Raw genomic sequence first — 17,902 nt, 5'->3', positions numbered from 1 at the left:
GGATGAGCAGGAGTCCCCCACATGCGCCACTCCCGCAAGACCACCATGTCCGCAGCCCTCGGCCTCGGCGTCGCCGCCGTCCTCGGCGCCGTCGTCCCGGGCGCGAGCGCCGCCGCCGCGCCCGCCGCCGGCAGCCCGAGCTCGTACGCCGCGTACGAGCAGTCCAAGGAGAACCAGGCCGCGAACCGCGCCTTCTTCGAGGCGGTCCAGCGCTCGGTGGCCGAGCAGCGCGCCGCGAACCCGGGCCTGGCGGCCGTGACGGTCACCTACAACACCCGCAGCGCACCGAGCTTCCGCACCCAGATAGCCCGTTCCACGCAGATCTGGAACAGCTCGGTGACCAACGTCAAACTGCAGGAGGTGTCCTCGGGCGGGAACTTCTCGTACCGCGAGGGCAACGACTCGCGCGGCTCGTACGCGAGCACGGACGGCCACGGCCGGGGCTACATCTTCCTCGACTACCGGCAGAACCAGCAGTACAACTCCACCCGCGTGACCGCGCACGAGACCGGTCACGTGCTCGGCCTGCCGGACCACTACTCGGGCCCGTGCAGCGAGCTGATGTCGGGCGGCGGGCCGGGCACCTCCTGCCAGAACGCCACCCCGAACTCCACCGAGCGCGCGCGCGTCAACCAGCTGTGGGCCAACGGCCTCGTCGGGGCGGGCCTGGACACGAAGGGCTGACGGGAGACCGGCCGCGCGGCGGCCGGACCCGAAGGCGGCCGGGGCCGGGCCGTCCCTTCCGGGCCTTTCCGGAGGTGACGGCCTAGGCCGCCGGTTCGAACCGTGCGCAGTCCGGGTTCCGGCAGGGGCCCGGGCTCCACTCCGGCACGAAGATCCCGAGGGACTTGCGGCGTCTGACCACCGTCTCCACGGGGTGCCCGCAGGCCGGACACGTCTGCTGGTCGTGTCCGGCGTGCGGGGCGACCGTACCGCTCTCGCGCTGGTGCTGCTGTTCGCCTGCCATACCTCCACGGTAGGCCGGTTCCGCGGCTTTCGGAGGGTGGCGGACGGGGCGGGAGGGCCGGGCGGGCCCGTCAGCGCTTGACGGCGTACGAGGTGACGACCTGGCCGCCGCCGAGGACCGTGGCGCCGGTCAGCTCCAGCGGGCGGACGCCGAATCCGGCCCGCGACATCGGCATGCCGGTGCCCGCGAAGACGGGGTAGGTCTTGACGACGAACTCGTCGATCTCGTCGATCAGCTGGGTGGCGAGGTCGGCCCCGCCGCACAGCCAGATGCCGAGGCCGTCCCCGGCCTTCATCTCCCGCACGCGGGCGGCGACGTCTCCGCTGATCAGCGTGACGTCCGGGGCGGGGGCGGTGGTGAGCGAGCGCGAGATCACGTACTGCTCGCGCAGGTGCCCGTAGGGGCTGGTCTCGCCGGTCTTGAGGCCCGCCTCGTAGGTGGTGCGGCCCATGAGGACCGCGTCGAAGTGCTTCGACGGGGCCTCGGCGATGCCGAGCTGGACGCGCCCCTGGGCGGCGATCGTCTCGGGGTACTCCGCCTTCAGGTGGTCGATGAACTCGCGGTCCAGGTGTCCGTAGAAGAACTCGCCGTCTCCGTCAGGGGCTCCGATGAACCCGTCGACGGTGGTGGCGATGAAGTACGTGAGCTTGCGCAAGCGATTCTCTTCCGTTCGACAGTGCACCCCCATCAGGGCACGCCACGTAAAGTACTTCAGCTGAAGTGGTTTCGCAAGGAGTCACCGAGACTCGACGGATTACTGCGGCTTGCGCCACATCGGCCACATCAGCGGCCCGTCCGGCAGCCGCACCGCCGTGCCCGTGAACTCCCAGCCCAGCCGCTCGTAGAGCCCCTTGCTGCGCTCGCTGCTCGCCTCCAGGTACGCGGGCACGCCCTCGCGGTCGCACCGCTCCAGCACCGGCCGCATCAGCTCCGACCCCAGGCCCTCGCCCTGCCGGCCCGGGGCGACCGCGATCATCAGCAGGTACTCGTGCTCCTCGGCGGTCGGGTGCACCTCGCCCGTCAGCCGGCCGACCAGCTCGCACCGCTCGTTGTCCGGGTCGGCCGCCGCGCGCATCTTCGCCGGGACCTCGTCCTCGACGTGCTCCGCCTCCGGATCGCCGGCCGGGATGCGCAGCCACAGCGCCGCCGCCGAACCGTCCACCGCGTAGTCGATCCGGCCCTCGGCCAGCGCCACGTCCACGAAGACCCCGAGGAACTTGCCGTGCACCGCCGCGCGGTGCTCCGGGTCCGGGAAGACCCAGCTGCTCACCGGGTCCTCGCGGAACGCCTCGTCCAGCAGCCGCGCCACCGCGTCCCGGTCGGACCGGTCCGCTCGACGTATCTCCAGCGCCATGGGCCACACCCTTCACTCGCTCACCCGTCAACAACCGTGAGCGATCCTAGAGTTGACCCACGAGCACAGAAAGGCCCGTTCCGGCACCATGCGGTGCCGGAACAGGCCTCCCGGGCGTCCCTTCGCGCCTTCGCGCCCTCCCCCGCGCGCCCTCCTCTACGCGCTCACCTGGTCCGGCGCGTCACGAACTCCGCCAGCGCGAGCAGCCCGCCCGCCGCCCCGAGGTCCGGTACGGCCCGCGACAGCTGCTGCACCGCCCGGCCCATCCGGTCGGCGGCGTGGGCCGTCGCCCAGTCCCGCCCGCCGGCCCGCTCCACGGCCTCGGCCGCCCTGCGCACGTCGTCCCCGGTCATGGGACCCGCGTACAGCTCGGCCAGCTCCTTGCCCGCCGCCGTGCCCGAGGTGAGGGCGGCCACGACCGGGAGGGACTTCTTGCGGGCGATCAGATCGGCTCCGGCGGGCTTCCCGGTGTGGCCGGGGTCCCCCCAGATGCCGATCAGGTCGTCGATGAGCTGGAAGGCCAGTCCGGCCTCCCGGCCGAAGGCGTCCATGGCGTCGACCTCCTCCGGGCCGGCCCCCGCGTACAGGGCGCCGAGCGCGCAGGCGCAGCCCAGCAGGGCGCCGGTCTTGGCCGTCGCCATGGCCAGGCACTCGTCGAGCGAGACGTGCGGCCGCTGCTCGAAGGCGCAGTCCGCCTGCTGGCCCGCGCACAGCTCGATGACGCAGGCCGCGAGGCGGGCCGAGGCCGCCGCCGAGGCGGGGTGCGGGTCCTCGGCGAGCAGGCGCAGCGCGAGCGCCATCACGGCGTCGCCCGTGATGATCGCGTCCGGTATCCCGAAGACGGTCCAGGCGGTGGCCCGGCCGCGCCGCCGGGCGTCCCGGTCGATGACGTCGTCGTGCAGCAGCGTGAAGTTGTGCGCCAGCTCCACGGCCACGGCGGCCCGTACGGCGCCGCCCGCAGCGCCCTCGCACCCCAGTGCCTGGGCGGCCGCCAGCACCAGGGCGGGCCGGATGGCCTTGCCCGCGTTGCCCGCGGCCGGGGTGCCGTCCTCGTGCTCCCATCCGAAGTGGTACATCGCCACGCGCCGCATCGAGCCCGGCAGGCCCTCCACGGTGCGGCGCAGTTCCGGGTTGACCGTTTCTCTCGTCCGCTCGAGCAGTGCGGCGGCTTCCTGCCCTTCGCCGGTGGTGATCGCCTCAGTGGTCGACATGGCGCGTCCGTCCCGTCCTGTCCCTTCGCGGCACTAGCGCCAGCGGGCGATCTCGACGTTCTCCAGGATGCCGAGCGCGTCCGGCACGAGCACCGCGGCGGAGAAGTAGGTGGTGACCAGGTAGGAGATGATCGCCTGCTCGCTGATCCCCATGAACCGCACCGAGGTGCTCGGCTCGATCTCGTCCGGGATGCCGGGCTGGTGCAGGCCGATCACGCCGGACTCGTCCTCGCCGGTGCGCATGCAGAGGATGGACGTCGTACGGGCGTCGCTGATCGGGATCTTGTTGGACGGGAACATCGGGACCCCGCGCCAGGACGGCACGCGGTGCCCGCCGATCTCGACCGACTCCGGGTAGAGCCCGCGCTTGTTGCACTCGCGGCCGAAGGCGGCGATGGCCTTGGGGTGCGCGAGGAAGAACTTGGAGCCGCGCCGCATGCTGAGCAGCTGGTCCATGTCGTCGGGGCTGGGCGCGCCGTCGTGGGGCTGGATGCGCTGGTCGTAGTCGGCGTTGTGCAGGAGGCCGAAGTCGCGGTTGTTGAGCATCTCGTGCTCCTGGCGCTCGCGCAGCGCCTCGACCGTGAGCCGCAACTGCTGCTCGGTCTGGTTCATCGGCTGGTTGTACAGGTCGGCGACGCGGGTGTGCACCCGCAGGACCGTTTGTGCAATGGAGAGTTCGTACTCGCGCGGCCGGGCCTCGTAGTCCACGAAGGTGCCGGGCAGCACGGCCTCGCCCTGGTGGCCGGCGGAGAGGTCGATCGCGGCCTCGCCGTACTTGTTGGTGCGCTGCTCGGGCAGGTGGCGTACGGACTCCACGTGGGCCCGCAGCGAATCGACCCGGTCGGCGAGGATCTGGAAGTCCTGGCGGGAGAGGACGAGCGCGGTTCCGGCGGTGGCGGCGCGGGCGGTGTACTCCCAGATGGCCTCCTCGTCCACGAGGGAGTCCTCGCCGAAGTAGGCTCCGTCGGCGACGGTCTGCAGGACGGCGTCGTCGCCGTAGGGGCCGGTGCCGATCTGGTCGACGCGGCCGTGGGCGAGCAGGAACACCCGGTCGGAGGGGCTGCCGAAGGAGGTGAGCTCCTGGCCCGCCTCGAAGTCGATCTGGTGGCAGCGCGCGGCCAGTTCGGTCAGGACGTCGAGGTCCTCGTAGTCGCGCAGGAGCGGGAGCTCGCCGAGCTCCGCGGGGATCACCTGCACCTGGGTGCCGGTCTTGATGAATTCCACGCGCCCGTCGCCGACCGAGTAGCTGAGCCGCCGGTTGACCCGGTACGTGCCGCCCTGCACGGACACCCACGGGAGCATCTTCAGGAGCCACCGCGAGGTGATCTCCTGCATCTGCGGCGCGGACTTGGTCGTGGTTGCCAAGTTCCGCGCCGCCGATGTCCCAAGACTGCGCTGCGGTGCCTGGGTCTCGGATTCGGAACCTGCCTGGACCGACATGTATTTCCCTTTCGATCACTCCATGGATCTGCGGGACGGAAGCCTTCCAGCACGGACTGTGGTGGGACCATTACACAAAAGGGTGGGACTACTCCGCCCGTGGCTGGGCACTCTCAAGAGCCGACCGGTCCCCCAGGGGCCACCCCGACCCCACGCGTTTCGGCCACCTCCGGGCGGGGCGGGCCTTCAAATTTGCATTGAGGATGCAAGTTTTCTACGGTGATCCCATGCGGCTGACCCGATTCACCGACCTGGCGCTGCGCGTGCTGATGCGCCTGGCCGTCGAGGAGACGGACCTCCCCACCACGCGCGACGTGGCGGCGACCATGGAGGTCCCGTACACCCACACCGCCAAAGTGGTCGCCAAGCTGCAGCATCTCGGCCTGGTCGAGGCCCGCCGGGGCCGCGGCGGCGGGCTCGCCCTGACCTCCGCCGGGCGCGGCGCGTCCGTGGGCGCGGTGATCCGCGAACTGGAGGGCGCGGGCGACGTCGTGGACTGCGACGGCACCGTCCCGTGCCCGCTGCGCGGCGCCTGCGTCCTGCGGGGCGCGTTGCGCCGGGCCCAGGAGGCCTTCTTCGCCTCGCTGGACCCGCTGACAGTGAACGACCTGGTCGCGGCGCCGACCGGCCCGCTCCTGCTGGGCATTTCGGGCGGCTCGCCGGCCGGGCGCACCGGGGCCGAAAGACCCTGAGGCGGGGGGCCGGATGGCCGATACGCACCGGACACCGGCCCGCCTAGGCTGATCCACGACGAGCCGCTCGAACGGATGTCCGCACCGCGACGGAGCCCCGTACGACCGTTTTTTCATCGCAGAAAACATGCATCCCAGATGCCAGTTTCACGATCCATCACCGACGCGAGGAGTCCCGCATGCTTTCCGAGAAGTCGACCGCGACCGTACGAGCCACCCTGCCCGCGGTGGGCGCGGCGATCGGCGACATCACGGAGCTCTTCTACGGGAAGCTCTTCGCGGCCCACCCCGAACTGATCCGCGACCTCTTCAACCGCGGGAACCAGAACGCCGGACTCCAGAAGCAGGCCCTCGCCGGCTCCATCGCCGCCTTCGCGACCCACCTCGTCGAGCACCCGGAGACCCGCCCCGACGTGATGCTGGGCCGCATAGCCCACAAGCACGCCTCGCTCGGCGTCACCCGTGAGCAGTACCCGGTCGTCCACAAGCACCTCTTCGAGGCCATCGTCGAGATCCTCGGCGACGCCGTCACCCCGGAGGTGGCCGAGGCCTGGGACGAGGTCTACTGGCTGATGGCGAACGCCCTGATCACCATCGAGGAGCGGCTCTACGCCGAGCACCAGGTCATCGCGGGCGACGTCTGGCGCGAGTGGACGGTCGCCGCCCGCGTGGAGGAGACCGCGGACTGCACCACCTTCCACCTCGCCCCGGCCGACGGCGCCCCCGCGCCCGGGTTCAAGCCCGGCCAGTACGTCTCCGTCCAGGTCGAACTCCCCGACGGCGCCCGCCAGATCCGCCAGTACAGCCTCTCCAGCGCTCCCGGCTCACCGGTCCGCTCGATCACCGTCAAGCGGGTCCACGGCCCGGCCGCCGCGGGCCCCGACGGCGAGGTCTCCAACCACCTGCACACAGCGGTCCGCACCGGGGACACCCTGCACGTCTCCGCCCCCTACGGCGACCTCGTGCTCCAGGACTCCGCCGCGCCGGTGATCCTCGCCTCGGCCGGCATCGGCTGCACCCCGATGCTGTCGATGCTGGAGCACCTGGCCGACACCGCGCACACGGCCCCGGTGACCGTCCTGCACGCCGACCGCTCCCCCGCCGACCACGCCCTGCGGGCGGACCACCGGGCCCTGACCGGCAAGCTCCCGGACGCCCGGGCGCACTTCTGGTACGAGACCGCGGCCGAGGCCGGCGACAACGAGGGCCGGCTCGACCTCGCCGCCGTCCCCGTCGCCCCGGGCACCAAGGCGTACCTGTGCGGGCCGCTCCCCTTCATGCGGGCGGCGCGCGAGCAGCTGATCGCCAAGGGCGTGGCACCCGCGGACGTCCACTACGAGGTCTTCGGCCCGGACCTGTGGCTCGCCTCCGCGTGAAGCATCCACGCCGAGCACCTGCGTGAAGCATCCACGCGAATCCTCCGCCCGAAGCCCGAGCACGAGACAACACCCCCGGGCGGCGCACCCGCGTGACGCGTGCGCGGGCCGTGCGCCCTTGCGGCGGAATGACTGCCTCCACTAGACCGTTGAGCGACCGCTCGATCACTCACAGTCAAGGAGGCGGCCATGTCCGCACCCCTGTCCGCCGACCGCTTCATCGACGTCCTGCGGGCCGAGGGCCTGACGGTCGTCGAGGTCGGCGCCTGGCGCACCCACAACCGCAACCACAAGGGACCCTGGGGTCCGGTGCACGGGGTGATGCTCCACCACACCGTCACGCACGGGAGCGCGTACACCGTCCGGCTCTGCCGCGACGGCGACGAGGCCCTCCCCGGCCCGCTCTGCCACGGGGTGATCACCAAGGACGGCCGGGTCCACCTCGTGGGCCACGGCCGCGCCAACCACGCCGGCGCGGGCGACTCCGACGTCCTGGCGGCGGTGATCGCGGAGAAGCGCCTGCCCCCGGACAACCAGGCGGACACCGACGGCAACCGGCACTTCTACGGCTTCGAGTGCGAGAACCTCGGCGACGGCGAGGACCCCTGGCCGCCGGCCCAGCTCGACGCGATGGCCCGCGCGTCGGCCGCCCTGTGCCGCGCCCACGGCTGGTCCGCCCGCTCGGTCATCGGCCACCTCGAATGGCAGCCCGGCAAGATCGACCCGAAGGGCTTCACGATGGCCTCGATGCGCGACCGCATCGAGGAGCGCCTGAAGTGACCCGACGGCCGCCACCGCGCGCGGCAGGGCTCTGACGTGCGACGGCACGGAGGGACGCGGCACACAATGGGGGCGTGAACCGTCCAGTCGACGCCGAGCTGATCCTGCGGCCCAGGCCGCCCTCCCCGCTGCGCGAGATCCGCGACGAGCGGTTCGCCCGGCACGGCGTGCGGCTGCTGCTCAAACGGGACGACCTGGTCCATCCCGAGCTGCCCGGCAACAAGTGGCGCAAGCTGGCACCGAACCTGCGGGCCGCCGTCGCGGAGGGCCGTACGGAGCTCGTGACCTTCGGCGGGGCCTACTCCAACCACCTGCGGGCCACCGCCGCCGCCGGCCGGCTGCTGGGGCTGGCGACGGTGGGGATCGTACGGGGCGACGAGCTCGCGGGGCTCCCGCTGAACGACTCCCTGGCCCGGTGCGCCGCGGACGGCATGCGGCTGCACTTCGTGACGCGGTCGGCGTACCGGAACAAGGCGGGGCTGCCCGCCCTGGCCGGCGCGGACGACGCCTACGTGATCCCGGAGGGCGGCAGCAACGCGCTCGCGGTACGGGGCTGCGCCGAGCTGGGCGCCGAGCTGCGGGGGGCCTGCGACGTGGTCGCGGTGGCCTGCGGCACCGGGGGCACGCTGGCCGGGCTGGCGGCGGGACTGGCCGCGGGCCAGCGCGCGGTGGGCGTGCCCGTGGTCGGGGGCGGCTTCCTGGAGGCGGAGATACGTTCCCTCCAGGCGGCGGCGTTCGGCGGTCCGGCCGGCGACTGGTCGCTGGCGGAGGGTTTCGCCCACGGCGGCTACGCCCGCGTCCCGGCCGCGCTGGAGGCCTTCGCGGCGGACTTCGAGTCCCGCCACGGCCTGCCGGTGGAACGGATCTACGTGGCGAAGCTCCTCTGGGCCCTGACGGCCCTCACGGAGTCGGGCGCCTTCCCCCGCGGCACGGCCCTGACCGCCGTCGTCACGGGCCGCCCCTGACGACGGCGGCCCGGCAGGATCCGGAGGACTAGGCCGTCTCCTCGCGGTAGGCCGCGGCTTCCTCCAGGTCGAGGCGGCGCAGCAGCACCCGCAGCATCTCGTCGTCGATGCGGCGCGCGTCGCGCAGCGACACGAAGACCTCCCGTTCCGCCGCGATCATCTCCCCCGCGAGCCGGCGGTACACGTCGTCCGCCGACTCGCCGGTCACCGCGTTGACCTCGCCGAGCCGCTCCCACACCGCGTTGCGCCGGCGCTCCAGCACCGTCCGCAGCCGGTCCGCCAGCGGCGGCGGGAGCGCGTTCGCCGGCGAGGCCAGCAGCTCCGTCAGCCGCTCCTCCGCCGCCCGCGAAGCCTCGCTCTGGGCCTGCGCCTCGGCCAGGGTCTCGGCCTGCGCGTCCCGAGGGGGCAGGCGCAGCAGGCGGATCAGCGGGGGGAGCGTCAGGCCCTGGACGACGAGGGTGCCGATCACCGTCGTGAACGTCAGGAACAGGATCAGGTTGCGGTGCGGCACGGTCATCGGCACGGAGAAGGCGATGGCCAGCGAGACCACGCCGCGCATCCCGGCCCATCCGACGATGACCGGCGCCTTCCAGGTCGTCTCCGTCTCCCGCTCCCGGATCCGCCGCGAGAGCCGCGGCAGGAACGTCGCCGGGAAGACCCAGGCGAAGCGGGCCGCCACCACGACCGCGAAGACCGCCAGCGCGTAGCCCGCGGCGGCGAGGCCCTCGTACTCCCCCAGCCCCTTCAGCACCACCGGCAACTGCAGTCCGATCAGCGCGAAGACCACCGATTCGAGGATGAACGCGACCATCTTCCAGACCGCCTCCTCCTGGAGCCGGGTGGCGAAGTCGACCTGCCAGCTGCGGTGCCCCAGGTACAGCGCGACCACCACGACCGCGAGGACGCCCGACGCGTGCACCCGCTCGGCGGCCGCGTACGCCACGAACGGGATCAGCAGCGACAGCGTGTTCTGCAGCAGGGGTTCGCGCATCCGCTTGCGCAGCACGTGGATCGGCACCATCAGCAGCAGGCCCATCCCGACCCCGCCCACCGAGGCCAGCAGGAACTCCGCGATCCCGTCCGTCCAGCCGGCGCTCGTACCGACGGCCGCCGCCAGCGCCACCTTGAACGCGGTGATCGCGGTGGCGTCGTTGACCAGGGACTCGCCCTGCAGGATGGTCGTGATCCGGTTCGGCAGACCGAGCTTGCGGGCGATGGCCGTCGCCGCGACCGCGTCGGGCGGCGCGACGACCGCTCCCAGCACCAGCGCCACCGGCAGGGTCAGCCCCGGCACCACCAGGTAGGCCGCGTACCCGACGGCGAGCGTCGCGAAGAGCACGTACCCCACCGAGAGCATCGCCACCGGCCGCAGGTTCGCCCGCAGGTCCAGGTACGAACTGTCCACCGCGGCCGTGTACAGCAACGGCGGCAGCAGCAGGGGCAGCACGATGTGCGGGTCCAGGCCGTAGGCGGGCACGCCCGGTACGTAGGCCGCGGCCAGCCCGGCGGCGACCAGCAGCAGCGGCGCCGGCACCGGGGTGCGGCGGGCGAGGCCCGCGACGATCGCACAGCCGGCGACCAGCGCCACCAGCGGCAATACCTCCATCGAAGATCACCCTCGTTTGATTCGAATCGCCGTCGCGCGCCAGCACCTCAGTACGCTGGCCATCATGAGCGAGTGCACCCACGTTCCCGAACTGCCGCGCCCCGAGCCCATCCCCCTTGCCCAGACCTGCCCCGAATGTCTGGCGCTCGGCAGCCATCCCGTCCAGTTGCGGATGTGTCTGGCGTGCGGGCACGTGGCCTGCTGCGATTCCTCACCCCACCGGCACGCCACGGCGCACCATCAGGAGACCGGCCACCCGGTGATGCGCAGCTTCGAACCGGGCGAGACCTGGCGCTGGTGTTTTGTCGACGGTTCGATCGTCTGAAGCGGGGTAGGTCAAACCTCCGCCGGTTCCCCTGATTTGGGCCCGCAGACCCCTAGCCACTGTGCGTACTGATGGGCTTACCATCAGTCACTGGTCGTAGGCATGGCCTCTCGGCCAGCTATGTTCAGCTGCGTGCAGCCACGGTCGACGGGGTTCCTGCGCTTCCGCCAAGGGGTGCCGCGACACGATCGCCCGGATCGCGATAGCGTCACCGGCGAACAGAGCTCGTACCACCTTGGAGGTGAGGGTGTCCCAGATCGCAGGCGAGCCCGGGACCCAGGACTTCGTGGAAGTCCGGCTGCCCGCTGCGGGTGCCTACCTGTCGGTGCTGCGGACGGCCACGGCCGGCCTCGCGGCACGTTTGGACTTCACCCTCGACGAGATCGAGGACCTCCGCATCGCGGTGGACGAGGCCTGCGCGATCCTGCTCCAGCAGGCCGTGCCCGGCTCCGTCCTCAGCTGCGTCTTCCGATTGGTGGACGATTCGCTGGAGGTGACCGTCTCCGCCCCGACCACCGACGGCCGGGCCCCGGAGCGCGACACGTTCGCGTGGACGGTCCTCTCGGCACTGGCCGGGAAGGTCGAGGCCACGGTCGAGGAGAACAAGACGGTGAGCATCAGCCTCTACAAACAGCGCGGCGCGGGACCAGGCCCGGCGTGAGCGGCGGGGAGGTCCCGGTGCGGGGCGGGGATCGGCCCCGGGTACGGCACGAGGTCGACGGCGGCATTCCGGAGCAGCAGCACGCCCGGCCGCACCCGGCTGACACGGATGCGGAAGACGGCTTTTTGGACTCGGCGGAGCGACGGGCGGGCCCTGTGAGCGAGAACCAGCACGACCAACCACTGCCGGTCCAGCCACCGGGGGCCGCTGCCACGGCCCCGCCGGCCCCGGCCCCGGACACACCGCAGGCCCCCGCGGCCCCGGTGTTCACCGCGCCGGCGCCGCTGCCGGATCCGCGCGACCGCAGTGGCGCGCGGGCCCTCTTCATCGAGCTGCGGGCCATGCCCGACGGCTCGCCGGAGAAGGCCGAGCTGCGCAACCGTCTCGTACGAATGCACCTGCCCCTGGTAGAGCACCTGGCGCGGCGCTTCCGCAACCGCGGCGAACCGCTGGACGACCTGACGCAGGTCGCCACCATCGGGCTGATCAAGTCGGTGGACCGGTTCGACCCGGACCGCGGGGTGGAGTTCTCCACCTACGCCACGCCCACGGTGGTCGGCGAGATCAAGCGCCACTTCCGTGACAAGGGCTGGGCGGTACGCGTCCCCAGGCGCCTCCAGGAACTGCGGCTCTCGCTGACCACGGCGACGGCGGAGCTGTCCCAGCAGCACGGCCGCTCCCCCACGGTGCACGAGCTGGCCGAGCGGCTCGGGATCTCCGAGGAGGAGGTGCTGGAGGGGCTGGAATCGGCCAATGCCTACAGCACGCTCTCGCTGGACGTCCCGGACACCGACGACGAGTCGCCGGCGGTCGCGGACACCCTGGGCTCGGAGGACGAGGCGCTGGAGGGGGTCGAGTACCGCGAGTCCCTCAAGCCGCTGCTGGAGGGACTGCCGCCGAGGGAGAAGCGGATCCTGCTGCTGCGGTTCTTCGGCAACATGACCCAGTCGCAGATCGCGCAGGAGGTCGGCATCTCCCAGATGCACGTCTCCCGCCTGCTGGCCCGCACCCTGGCCCAGCTCCGCGAGAAGCTGCTGGTGGAGGAGTAGGACCGGGGGCGCGGAGCCCGTTCACGCGTTCGGGCTAGCCGGCGTCCCCACCGGATTCACCGGAGTCGAAGCCCATCGCCGCGGTGGCCGTCGGATTCACCAGGAGTCCCATGACGGCCACCGCGGTCACGGCCAGGGCCAGGGCGGTGGCCTTCATGGCGTCGCCCCCGCTCCACAGCGTCCAGGCCACGGGCAGGGCCAGCAGCTGGGTGATCAGCGTGGGTCCGCGGCTCCAGCGGCGGCCCAGGCGCAGCCCGTACGCGGCGGCCAGCGGCAGCGCGGCGACCAGGAGCACGGTGATCCCGCCCGTCACGGCCTGTCGCGGGGAGTCGGGGTCACCGACGACGCCGTCGTACAGGATGTAGGCGCCGAGGCCGGCCAGGGCCAGTCCCTCCAGCGCGGTGAGCACGGCGGCCGCGGTCAGCCGGCGGGGCAGCGCGGTAGGGGCGGCGGGCGCGGAGGGGGTGGGCTTCTTACTCACCCCAGCAGGGTAGCCGCGCACCCTGGAGCCCCGGAGGGGACGGGCAGTATGGGCGGCCTGTGAGCGGGTCGGTAGGCTGGCGCCCATGCGTGCACTTCTCGTGGCCAACCCAGCAGCGACGACCACCAGTGCGCGCACGCGCGACGTCCTGACCCATGCGCTGGCCAGCGAGATGAAGCTGGAGGCGGTGACCACCGAGTACCGCGGGCACGCCCGGGACCTGGGACGCAGGGCGGCCGAGACCGGCATCGACCTGGTGGTGGCCCTCGGCGGTGACGGCACCGTCAACGAAGTGGTCAACGGACTGCTGCACGAGGGCCCCGATCCCGAGCGGCTGCCCGGCCTCGCGGTGGTGCCCGGCGGCTCCACCAATGTCTTCGCCCGGGCGCTCGGCCTGCCCAACGACGCGGTCGAGGCGACCGGCGCCCTGCTGGACGCGCTGCGGGAGCGGCGCGAGCGGACGGTGGGCCTGGGGCTGGCGGCCGGTACCCCGGGGACCGAGGACGAGTCGGTGCCGGCGCGCTGGTTCACCTTCTGCGCGGGCTTCGGCTTCGACGCCGGCGTGGTGGGCCGGGTCGAACAGCAGCGCGAAAGGGGCAAGCGTTCGACGCACGCCCTGTATGTACGACAGCTGATGCGCCAGTTCTGGGAAGAGCCCAACCGGAGGCACGGTACGGTCACGCTGGAGCGCCCCGGCGCGGATCCGGTGACGGACCTGGTGCTCTCGATAGTGTGCAACACGTCACCTTGGACGTATCTGGGCAATCGCCCGCTTTACGCCTCCCCGGAGGCCTCCTTCGACACCGCACTTGACGTATTGGCGCTCGACCGTTTGTCAACTCCGGCGGTCGCGCGGTACGCGACACAGCTCCTGACCTCGACTCCTGAGCGCGGACCGCACGGGAAGCACGCGGTGTCTCTGCACGATCTGACGGACTTCACCTTGCATTCGAAGGTTCCACTTCCTTTCCAGATGGACGGAGACCACCTCGGTCTGCGTACCAGCGTTCGGTTCACAGGCGTACGCCGTGCACTGCGTGTGATTGTGTGAGTGGAAGGGCCCAAAGTCCTTTCACTCGAACGTTTACACGCCGGTCCACCCCTAGGAAGTAGGGCTGTGACCTAGTAGACACCGACGAATCAAAAAAAACTTTCCGGAAGGGGTTGTATCCCCGTCCGAGGTTTGCGAATCTCTACATGGCGATCGGGACAGCCCGCAGAACCCGGCACCCACACAGACCGCCAGAACCCCTCCACGAATCTCCGGCCTCCCAGGGCGACTTTTTGACCAAACTGGGTGGTCTCCCTTCCCTCACGAAGGGATTCGTGAAAGCGTTCACATTCACAAGCAACCTGCCCGCAATACAAGGAGATGGAGCAGCCATGGACTGGCGTCACAACGCCGTTTGTCGTGAGGAAGACCCGGAACTCTTCTTCCCCATCGGCAACACCGGTCCTGCGCTGCTGCAGATCGAGGAAGCCAAGGCCGTCTGCCGCCGTTGCCCCGTCATGGAGCAGTGCCTGCAGTGGGCGCTCGAGTCCGGCCAGGACTCCGGTGTCTGGGGCGGTCTCAGCGAGGACGAGCGCCGCGCGATGAAGCGCCGCGCCGCTCGCAACCGGGCGCGCAACGCCAGCGCCTGATATCGACTTTCGAGCCTCGAGCCGCAGCGCGTAGTACCCCTTCAAGCGCTCAGCAACGTGCTCTCGAACCCCGTACCGAAAACCATTCGGTACGGGGTTCAGTGCTGTCCGGACCCCTTCGCATCACGCTGAGTGATCGGGCGGGCGCTCCGCCCGATCACTGAGCGTCCTGCTCCGCGTACCACTTCTGCGGGCTACTTCTGCGGACTCGCCGGTATGTCGACGACCACCTTGGTGCCGCGCGGCTCGGCCGCGATCATGTCGAAGGTGCCGCCGAGCTCGCCCTCCACGAGGGTCCGTACGATCTGCAGCCCGAGGTTGCCGGCCCGCTGGGGATCGAAGCCCTCGGGCAGACCGCAGCCGTCGTCGACCACCGAGATCAGCAGCCGGGCATCGCTGCGGCCGGTGCCCGAGCGGGCCGCCGACACCTCGACGGTGCCGCCCTCGCCCTGGGTGAAGGCGTGCTCCAGGGCGTTCTGCAGGATCTCCGTCAGCACCATCGACAGCGGAGTGGCGACCTCCGCGTCCAGGATTCCGAAGCGGCCGGTGCGCCGGCAGTCGACCTTGCCCGGGGAGATCTCGGCGACCATCGCGATCACGCGGTCGGCGATCTCGTCGAACTCGACCCGCTCGTCCAGGTTCTGAGAGAGCGTCTCGTGCACGATCGCGATCGAACCGACCCGGCGCACGGCCTCGTTCAGCGCCTCGCGGCCCTGCGGCGAATCCATCCGGCGGGCCTGCAGGCGCAAGAGCGCCGCCACCGTCTGGAGGTTGTTCTTCACCCGGTGGTGGATCTCCCGGATGGTCGCGTCCTTGGTGATCAATTCGCGTTCGCGACGGCGCAGTTCCGTGACGTCGCGGCACAGGACCAGGGAGCCGATCCGGGTCCCCTTGGGCTTGAGCGGGATGGCGCGCAGCTGGATGACCCCGCCGTTGCCCTCCGCCTCGGTCTCCCGCGGGGCCCAGCCGCTGGCCAGTTTGACCAGGGCCTCGTCCACCGGGCCGCGGGAGGGGGCGAGTTCGGAGGTGATGTTGCCCAGGTGCTGCCCGACCAGGTCGGAGGCGAGGCCGAGCCGGTGGTAGGCGGAGAGCGCGTTCGGGGAGGCGTAGGTGACCACCCCGTCGGCGTCGAGCCGGATCAGCCCGTCCCCGACGCGCGGGGAGGCGTCCATGTCGACCTGCTGGCCGGGGAACGGGAAGGAGCCCGCGGCGATCATCTGGGCCAGGTCGGAGGCGGACTGGAGGTAGGTGAGCTCCAGCCGGCTCGGTGTACGCACGGTGAGCAGGTTGGTGTTGCGGGCGATCACTCCGAGTACGCGGCCCTCACGGCGCACGGGGATCGACTCGACGCGGACCGGCACCTCCTCGCGCCACTCCGGGTCCCCCTCGCGCACGATGCGGCCCTCGTCGAGCGCGGCGTCGAGCAGCGGGCGGCGGCCGCGCGGGACCAGGTGGCCGACCATGTCGTCCTGGTACGAGGTGGGCCCGGTGTTCGGGCGCATCTGCGCGACGGAGACGTACCGGCTGCCGTCGAGGGTGGGCACCCAGAGCACGAGGTCCGCGAAGGAGAGGTCGGAGAGCAGCTGCCACTCCGAGACCAGCAGATGGAGCCACTCCAGGTCGGTTTCACTGAGAGCGGTGTGCTGGCGTACGAGGTCGTTCATGGAGGGCACGTGGCGAGCGTACCCCGGGTATGGGCCACGACTTTCCTCAGCGCGATACCGCGGAGTATCCACGGGAGCCCGGTTCCGCGTAGGGTTGGAGGAAGTGACGGGATTGTGGGCCCCGTCATTGGATGGACAGAACAGATTGGTCTAGTCCACAATTGCATCAGACTTCCGCCCTCCCCGCACAGGAGGACGGATCGAGGTAAGCCGCGCGCTCTGCCCTGACCGCGCGCGCACCTCCCACCGGCTGTCGGGCACCGCACACCCGTCGGCCGTAAGTACTCCGGGCTACGGTGTCGAAGGGCTGAGGGTCCCTTCGGCACCGTGGCCCAGAGGATTTCCGCGCCGGATCCCGTGTCCCTTCCGGTTCCGCGCCTCCCCCGGCTCCACGTTCGGTTCCGTGCCGCCTTCCGGATCCACGCCGGCTTCCGCGCCCGCGCCGTCCAGGCTCCCGCGCGGCCTTCGCTCCCGCGCCGCCTCGGCTCCCGCGCCGTCTCGGCTCCCGCGCCACCTCCCCCACCCGCCGTCGGCAGAGCCCTGCGCACCGCGGGCCCCTCCCGAACCCCGAAAGCGGGCCGCGTACGCCGCCCAGGGCGCCCGTACGCCGTCCAGGACCCGCCTCCGGCCCGACCCGCCGGGGTGCGGCCCCGGGAGGCCACAGGGGGGAAACCGGCCCACCATGGATGAGTGCGAAGACCCGGCAACGGGCCTCCACCTCTGCTAGATTGGTCTATACCACAACGTTCACACTCTCCAGATCGGCAGGCCCCGCGTGGAAGTTGTCATCGTCCCGGACGCCAAGGCAGGCGGCGAGCTCATCGCGGAGGCCATGGCCGCCCTGGTCCGCCGCAAGCCCGACGCCTTGCTCGGCGTGGCGACCGGCTCTACCCCGCTGCCGATCTACGAGGCCCTCGCGGCCCGGGTCAAGGCCGGCGAGGTCGACGCCTCGAAGGCCCGGATCTGCCAGCTCGACGAGTACGTCGGCCTGCCGGCCGGGCACCCCGAGTCGTACCGCGCCGTGGTCCTGCGCGAGGTCGTGGAGCCGCTGGGCCTGTCCGAGGCCTCCTTCATCGGCCCCGACGGCTCCGCCGCCGACATCGTCGCCGCGTGCGACGCCTACGACCGGGCGCTGGCCGCCGCCGGCGGTGTCGACCTGCAGCTGCTGGGCATCGGCACGGACGGGCACATCGGCTTCAACGAGCCCTGCTCTTCGCTCGCCTCCCGCACCCGCATCAAGACGCTGACGGAGCAGACCCGCGTCGACAACGCGCGCTTCTTCGACAACGACATAGACCAGGTGCCCCACCACGTGATCACCCAGGGCATCGGCACCATCCTCGACGCCCGCCACCTGGTCCTGCTGGCCACGGGTGAGGGCAAGGCCGAGGCCGTCGCGCAGACCGTCGAGGGTCCGCTGTCGGCGCTCGTGCCGGCCTCCGCGCTTCAGCTGCACCGCCATGCCACGGTCGTCGTGGACGAGGCCGCCGCGTCGAAGCTGAAGCTGGCGGACTACTTCCGCCACACCTTCGCCAACAAGCCCGCCTGGCAGGGCCTGTAACCCGTACCGGTACACGCCTGAGGGCCGGACTCCCCGAGTGGGAGTCCGGCCCTCAGCCGTTGCACCGGGCGCTGCCCGGGAGCGCCCTGCGGGGCATCTCCCCTACCCGCCCTTCCACCGTTCCCTGGG

The 17,902-nt window shown here is 71.5% G+C and carries 19 protein-coding genes; 11 read left to right on the top strand and 8 right to left on the bottom strand.

What is annotated here, in order from left to right:
• The first annotated feature begins 21 nt into the window (after positions 1–21).
• The gene (gene snpA, locus ACWGDE_RS11790) at positions 22–684 is read left to right on the top strand and encodes a snapalysin (protein WP_453388812.1); all 663 of its coding nucleotides are present in this window, start codon (positions 22–24) and stop codon (positions 682–684) included.
• Between the two features lie 82 nt (positions 685–766).
• Here the strand turns inward: snpA and ACWGDE_RS11785 are convergent, their stop codons facing one another.
• From ACWGDE_RS11785 to ACWGDE_RS11765, 5 genes are all read right to left on the bottom strand, one after another.
• Complete coding sequence (locus tag ACWGDE_RS11785) at positions 767–967, bottom strand: hypothetical protein (protein ID WP_453388811.1); 201 nt, start codon at positions 965–967, stop codon at positions 767–769.
• A 70-nt stretch (positions 968–1,037) separates the two neighbouring features.
• The gene (locus tag ACWGDE_RS11780; RefSeq protein WP_453388810.1) at positions 1,038–1,622 is read right to left on the bottom strand and encodes a dihydrofolate reductase family protein; all 585 of its coding nucleotides are present in this window, start codon (positions 1,620–1,622) and stop codon (positions 1,038–1,040) included.
• A gap of 99 nt (positions 1,623–1,721) precedes the next feature.
• Positions 1,722–2,321 (bottom strand): GNAT family N-acetyltransferase, encoded by a 600-nt coding sequence (locus tag ACWGDE_RS11775; RefSeq protein WP_453388809.1) that lies wholly within the window; start codon positions 2,319–2,321, stop codon positions 1,722–1,724.
• A gap of 164 nt (positions 2,322–2,485) precedes the next feature.
• Positions 2,486–3,532: a family 2 encapsulin nanocompartment cargo protein polyprenyl transferase gene (locus tag ACWGDE_RS11770; protein WP_453388808.1), complete on the bottom strand. Its 1,047-nt coding sequence runs from the start codon at positions 3,530–3,532 to the stop codon at positions 2,486–2,488.
• 33 nt (positions 3,533–3,565) lie between these two features.
• Positions 3,566–4,972, bottom strand: a complete 1,407-nt coding sequence (locus ACWGDE_RS11765) for a family 2B encapsulin nanocompartment shell protein (protein ID WP_453388807.1) — start codon at positions 4,970–4,972, stop codon at positions 3,566–3,568.
• Positions 4,973–5,199: 227 nt separating this feature from the next.
• On the opposite strand from ACWGDE_RS11765, the gene ACWGDE_RS11760 reads away from it, so the two are divergent.
• From ACWGDE_RS11760 to ACWGDE_RS11745, 4 genes are all read left to right on the top strand, one after another.
• The gene (locus ACWGDE_RS11760) at positions 5,200–5,664 is read left to right on the top strand and encodes an RrF2 family transcriptional regulator (RefSeq protein ID WP_453388806.1); all 465 of its coding nucleotides are present in this window, start codon (positions 5,200–5,202) and stop codon (positions 5,662–5,664) included.
• A 179-nt stretch (positions 5,665–5,843) separates the two neighbouring features.
• Entirely contained in the window at positions 5,844–7,040 is a 1,197-nt protein-coding gene (locus ACWGDE_RS11755) for a globin domain-containing protein (protein ID WP_453388805.1), read from the top strand.
• Between the two features lie 189 nt (positions 7,041–7,229).
• Positions 7,230–7,820, top strand: coding sequence for an N-acetylmuramoyl-L-alanine amidase (locus tag ACWGDE_RS11750; RefSeq protein WP_453388804.1), 591 nt, complete (start codon positions 7,230–7,232; stop codon positions 7,818–7,820).
• A gap of 74 nt (positions 7,821–7,894) precedes the next feature.
• A complete protein-coding gene (locus ACWGDE_RS11745) occupies positions 7,895–8,785 on the top strand; it encodes a 1-aminocyclopropane-1-carboxylate deaminase/D-cysteine desulfhydrase (RefSeq protein WP_453388803.1) in 891 nt (296 codons plus the stop codon).
• A gap of 28 nt (positions 8,786–8,813) precedes the next feature.
• Here the strand turns inward: ACWGDE_RS11745 and ACWGDE_RS11740 are convergent, their stop codons facing one another.
• Positions 8,814–10,391 (bottom strand): Na+/H+ antiporter, encoded by a 1,578-nt coding sequence (locus tag ACWGDE_RS11740; protein ID WP_453388802.1) that lies wholly within the window; start codon positions 10,389–10,391, stop codon positions 8,814–8,816.
• 64 nt (positions 10,392–10,455) lie between these two features.
• Between ACWGDE_RS11740 and ACWGDE_RS11735 the strand changes: the two genes are divergently transcribed.
• The 3 genes from ACWGDE_RS11735 (at position 10,456) to ACWGDE_RS11725 (ending at position 12,426) form a co-directional block, all read left to right on the top strand.
• Positions 10,456–10,716 (top strand): UBP-type zinc finger domain-containing protein, encoded by a 261-nt coding sequence (locus ACWGDE_RS11735; protein WP_453388801.1) that lies wholly within the window; start codon positions 10,456–10,458, stop codon positions 10,714–10,716.
• Between the two features lie 247 nt (positions 10,717–10,963).
• The gene (locus ACWGDE_RS11730) at positions 10,964–11,377 is read left to right on the top strand and encodes an ATP-binding protein (protein WP_214949331.1); all 414 of its coding nucleotides are present in this window, start codon (positions 10,964–10,966) and stop codon (positions 11,375–11,377) included.
• Positions 11,374–12,426 carry an RNA polymerase sigma factor SigF gene (locus ACWGDE_RS11725; RefSeq protein WP_453388800.1) on the top strand — a complete coding sequence of 351 codons (1,053 nt, stop codon included), beginning with the start codon at positions 11,374–11,376 and terminating at the stop codon, positions 12,424–12,426. The genes ACWGDE_RS11730 and ACWGDE_RS11725 overlap by 4 nt, the downstream gene beginning before the upstream one ends.
• 34 nt (positions 12,427–12,460) lie before the next feature.
• On the opposite strand, the gene ACWGDE_RS11720 is transcribed toward ACWGDE_RS11725, so the two are convergent.
• Positions 12,461–12,907, bottom strand: a complete 447-nt coding sequence (locus ACWGDE_RS11720; protein WP_453388799.1) for a hypothetical protein — start codon at positions 12,905–12,907, stop codon at positions 12,461–12,463.
• A gap of 85 nt (positions 12,908–12,992) precedes the next feature.
• Between ACWGDE_RS11720 and ACWGDE_RS11715 the strand changes: the two genes are divergently transcribed.
• Entirely contained in the window at positions 12,993–13,958 is a 966-nt protein-coding gene (locus ACWGDE_RS11715) for a diacylglycerol/lipid kinase family protein (protein WP_214949325.1), read from the top strand.
• A 332-nt stretch (positions 13,959–14,290) separates the two neighbouring features.
• On the top strand, positions 14,291–14,548 hold the full coding sequence (locus tag ACWGDE_RS11710; protein WP_003953983.1) for a WhiB family transcriptional regulator: 258 nt from the start codon (positions 14,291–14,293) through the stop codon (positions 14,546–14,548).
• A gap of 194 nt (positions 14,549–14,742) precedes the next feature.
• Here ACWGDE_RS11710 and ACWGDE_RS11705 read toward each other — a convergent pair whose 3' ends face one another.
• Positions 14,743–16,212 carry a sensor histidine kinase gene (locus ACWGDE_RS11705; RefSeq protein ID WP_453388827.1) on the bottom strand — a complete coding sequence of 490 codons (1,470 nt, stop codon included), beginning with the start codon at positions 16,210–16,212 and terminating at the stop codon, positions 14,743–14,745.
• Positions 16,213–16,987: 775 nt separating this feature from the next.
• On the opposite strand from ACWGDE_RS11705, the gene nagB reads away from it, so the two are divergent.
• The gene (nagB, locus tag ACWGDE_RS11700; RefSeq protein ID WP_453388798.1) at positions 16,988–17,773 is read left to right on the top strand and encodes a glucosamine-6-phosphate deaminase; all 786 of its coding nucleotides are present in this window, start codon (positions 16,988–16,990) and stop codon (positions 17,771–17,773) included.
• The last annotated feature ends 129 nt before the right edge of the window (positions 17,774–17,902 follow it).

Source organism: Streptomyces sp. NPDC054956 (assembly GCF_053609185.1).
The sequence above is the reverse complement of the archived record's forward strand: the minus strand, read 5'-3'. Positions and strand labels throughout refer to the sequence as shown.